The sequence below is a fragment of the Tahibacter sp. genome, assembly GCF_035481375.1.
Taxonomy (GTDB): Bacteria; Pseudomonadota; Gammaproteobacteria; order Xanthomonadales; family Rhodanobacteraceae; genus Tahibacter.
Window position 1 is genome coordinate 1 of the sequence record NZ_DATIGT010000036.1, and the last position, 4,742, is coordinate 4,742.

Genomic DNA, 4,742 nt, shown 5'->3' on the forward strand with positions numbered 1-4,742 from the left:
CGCCTTGAGCCGCTCCGCACTCTGCCGCGTATCCAGCATCACGTACGCCGCACCGCTCTTCATCACGCCGAGCAGCGACACGATCAGCTCGACCGAGCGATCCAGATGCACGCCGACGCGCGTGCCGCGCCCCTGCCCCGCCGCGCGCAGGCGCCGCGCGACGCGATCGCTCAGGCGATCGAGTTCGGCATAGCGCAGCGACATGTCCCTCGAACGCACCGCAACCGCATCGGGCGTCATCGCCGCCTGCTGCGCGAACTGCCGCGGCAATGCCGCGTCGCGATACCGCGCGCTCTGCGGACCGTTCGACAGCGCAAGCACCGCCTCCGTCGCCGCCGCATCCATGACCGGCAGCGCGGCAACGCGCTGCTGCGGTGCCGCGACGATCGCGGCCAGCAGCGCGACGAACGCCTCGCCCATCCGCGCGATCGTCGCCGGCTCGAACAGATCCTGCGCGTAGAGCCACGACAGCTGCAGCCCCTCGGCCGTTTCCTCGACCGTCAATTGCAGATCGAACTTCGCGAGTTCCCGGCCGTCCTGCAGCGGCGAGAGCGTGAGTTCCGGCAGCACGAGTTCGACGTGCTCGTTGTTCTTCATCGACAGCAGCACCTGGAACAGCGGCGCGTGCGCGAGGCTGCGTGCCGGTTTCAGTTCGTCGACGAGCAGGTCGAACGGAACTTCCTGGTGTGCATAGGCCGCGAGCGCGCGCGTGCGTGCCTGGGCGAGCACGTCGAGAAAGGTCGGCTCGCCGCGCAGGTCGGTGCGCAGCACGAGCGTGTTGACGAAGCAGCCGATCAGATGATCGAGCTCCGGATGCACGCGGCCGGCGATCGGCGTGCCGACGACGATGTCGTGCGCGCCGCTCCAGCGGCCGATCAGTACCGCGAACGCGGCCTGCAGCAGCATGAACAGGCTCGCGCCTTCGGTCAGCGCGAGCGTCTTCAGCGCGTCCTGCAGCGTCGCCGAGGTGCGGCTTTCGAGGCGCGCGCCGGCGAAGCGCTGCTGCGCGGGACGCGGCTTGTCGAGCGGCAGTTCGTGCAGCGTCGGCAGGCCGGCGAGCTGGTCGCGCCAGTACTCGAGCTGCGCCTGCAGCGCGTCGCCGGACAGGCGATCGCGCTGCCACGCCGCGTAGTCGGCGTACTGGATCGGCAGGTCCGGCAACGCGGCCGCGCCGCCGGATACGCAGGCGCCGTAATGCGCGGCGAACTCGCGCACCATGACCGCGGTCGACCAGCCGTCGGACGCGATGTGATGCACCGTCAGCAGCAGCGCGTGCACATCGTCGCCGAGCAGCACGAGGCGGCAGCGCAGCAGCAGGTCGCGCGACAGATCGAACGGCACGCCGGCCTCGCCGTGCGCGAGACGCGCGAGTTCCGCATCGCGCGCCGCCGTATCGAGCGTGCGCAGGTCGCTGACCGCGATCACCACGCCTTCGGCGGCGCCGATGACCTGCACCGGCATGTCGTCGACTTCGGCGAATCGCGTGCGCAGCACTTCATGGCGCGCGACGAGCGCGTCGAGCGCCCGCTGCAGCGCGATCCGGTCGAGCCGGCCGACGAGCTTCAGTGCCGCGGGCATGTGGTACTGGCGGCTGCCGCCTTCGAGCCGGTCGATGAACCACAGGCGCTGCTGCGCGAACGACAGCGGCAGCACGTCTTCGCGCGGAACCCGCGGAATCGACGCATAGCCCGACACGGCCTGCGCGTCGAGGTACGCGGCGAGCGCGCGCACGCTGCCGTGCTCGAAGATCGCGCGCACCGGCAGCGGCTTGCCGAAGGTCTTCGCGATCTCGCTCGCGACGCGCGTGGCGAGCAGCGAATGACCGCCGAGCGCGAAGAAATTCGCATCGGCGCCGATCGAATCCTGCCGCAGGATGCGCGACCAGATCGCGGCGAGCCGCAGCTCGGTGTCGCCCTCGGGCGCGATGAACGCCTGCGCCGGCAGTTCCGGCTCCGGCAGCGCGCGGCGGTCGACCTTGCCGTTCGCCGTGAGCGGCAGACGATCGAGCACGACGTAGGCCGCCGGCTGCAGATAGGCCGGCAGTTCCGCGGCGAGGCAGGCCTTCAGACGATCGACGAGATCGGCGCCGCTGCCGGCGACGTAGGCGACGAGCCGCGCATGCAGGCCGTCGCCGCAGACGACGACCGCGGCTTCGCGCGCGCCGAGCAGGCGCAGGCGGCTTTCGATCTCGCCGGGTTCGATGCGGAAGCCGCGCAGCTTGACCTGGTCGTCGAGACGGCCGAGGTAGTCGATCGTGCCGTCGTTGCGCCAGCGCACGCGGTCGCCGCTGCGATACAGGCGCTGCGCCGGATCGAATGGACTCGCGACGAATTTCTGCGCGGTGAGTTCCGGCTGGTTCACATAGCCGCGGCCGACGCCGACGCCGCCGATGTACAGCTCGCCGGCGACGCCGGGCGGAAGCGCGCGGCCCTGCGCGTCAAGCACGTGGCACTGGACGTTCGCGAGCGGCCGGCCGATCACCGGTTCGGTGCCTTCGATGCGCATCGCCGTGGTGTCGACGCAGCATTCGGTCGGGCCGTAGACATTGATCGCGTAGCGCCCTTGCGCGGCCTGCCAGTCGACGAGGCGCTGCCACAGCGCGCGGTCGATCGGCTCGCCGCCGATGACGAGGTTCGGCAGGCAGTCGTCGAGTCCGGCCGCGAACCACGCCGCGAGCAGCGACGGCGTGCAGTCCATGACATCGACGTGCCGGCGCGCGAGCAGCGCGCGCAGCGCGACCGCGTCGAGCTTCGTCGCTTCCGGCACGATCAGCACTTCGCCGCCGTGCGCCCACTGCACCAGCGCCTTGATCGAGCCGTCGAACGCACTCGACGCCGCGAGCGCCCAGCAGCCGCGGATGACGCCGCCGGCGATGCCGGCCGGGCCGAGGTTCGCCGCAAGGTTCGCGAGCGAGCGATGCTCGATCAGCACGCCCTTCGGGCGGCCGCTGGATCCTGAGGTATAAATGCAATACGCCGCATTGTCGCTTCTGACGTCCACGGCCGGCGTGACTTCGGACGCCGCGGCGACGGCGGGATCGGCGATGTCGAGCAGCGCGACGCCGGTGCCGGCGAGCCGCTGGCACGCCTCCGCGTCGGCGAGCGCGAGCGCCGCGCCGCTGTCGCGCACGATGTAGTGCAGATGCGCGTCGGGAGAACCCGGATCGAGCGGCAGGTAGGCGGCGCCGGCCTTCAGGATGCCGAGCAATGCCACGGCCAGGTCGACCGTGCGCGGCAGGCACAGGCCGACCAGCGTTTCGGGACCGGCGCCCCGCGCGCGCAGCACGTGCGCGACCCGGTTCGCACGACGGTCGAGTTCCGCATAGCTCAGCGCCGACTGCGCGTCGCTGACGGCGACCGCGCCGGGCGAGCGTGCGACCTGCGTCTCGAACAGATGATGGAAGCACCGTTCGTCGAACGGCGCCTGCGAGCGGTTCCACGCGTCGATCGTCGCCATGTCGCGCGTCGCGGCCGGCACGAGGTCGCCGAGCGTCTGCTGCGGTGTCGCAACGAAGGCCTGCAGCAGATCCTCATACGCGGCGGCGAGGCGCGCGATGCTGTCCGCCTCGAACAGGTCCTGCGCATAGAGCCACGACAGGCGCAGGCCGTCGGCGGTTTCCTCGGCGGTCAGCTGCAGGTCGAACTTCGCGAGTTCGTCGCCGTCGGCCAGCGCGGACAACTGCAGGCCCGGCAGGCTCAGCTCGGCCGACCCGGTGGTCTTCAGCGTTAACAGGATCTGGAACAGCGGCGCGTGGCTGAGACTGCGCACGGGCTTGAGTTCGTCGACGAGCATTTCGAACGGCACGTCCTGATGCGCGTACGCGGCGAGCGCACGCGTGCGCACCTGGTCGAGCACGTCGACGAGCCGCGGATCGCCGCTCAGATCGGTGCGCAGCACCAATGTGTTGACGAAAAAGCCGATCAGCGGCTCGAGGTCCGGGTGCACGCGGCCCGCGATCGGCGTGCCGACGACGATGTCGGCCGCGCCGCTCCAGCGTCCGAGCAGCGTGGCGAACGCCGCGTGCAGCAGCATGAACAGGCTCGCATCGTGCTGCAGTGCAAGCGCCTTGAGCGCCGGCAGCAGCGACGGCGGCGCGACGCGCTCGACGGCGGCGCCCGCAAAGCGCTGCTGCGCCGGACGCGGACGGTCGAGCGGCAGCTGATGCACGACCGGCAGGTCGGCCAGGTGGTCGCGCCAGTAGCGGACCTGGTTCTGCAGCGCCTCGCCCTGCAGCCGCTGCCGCTGCCACGCGGCGTAGTCGGCGTACTGGATCGGCAGCGCCGGCAGACCGGCGTCGCGGCCCTGCGCGCGGCTCGCGTACAGCGCGACGAATTCGCGCACGAGCACGCCGGTCGACCAGCCGTCCGAGGCGATGTGGTGCAGCGTGAAGACGAGCGCGTGATCGTCGCGGTCGAGCAGCACGAGGCGGCAGCGCAGCGGCAGGTCCGCCGCGAGATCGAACGCGAGCGCGGCTTCGTCGTGCGCGACGGCGGCGAGTTCGCGGTCGCGCACGGATGCGTCGCAAGCGCGCAGGTCGCTGACCGCGAGCGCCAGGGCCTGCGCCGGACGCACGATCTGGACCGGCTCGCCGTCGACGTCGGCGTAGAGCGTGCGCAGGATTTCGTGGCGCGCGAGCAGTGCGTCGAGCGCGAACTGCAGCGCCGGCACGTCGAGCGCGCCGCGCAAACGCAGCGCCGCCGGCATGTTGTACTGGCGGCTGCCGCCTTCGAGCCGGTCGATGA

Annotated in this window: 1 protein-coding gene; it reads right to left on the reverse strand. The window is 71.3% G+C overall.

Annotated features, from left to right (window positions below; all coding sequences use genetic code 11):
* The coding region (locus VLF18_RS02520; protein ID WP_325278044.1) for a non-ribosomal peptide synthetase at positions 1-4,742 on the reverse strand (4,742 nt) is incomplete at both ends.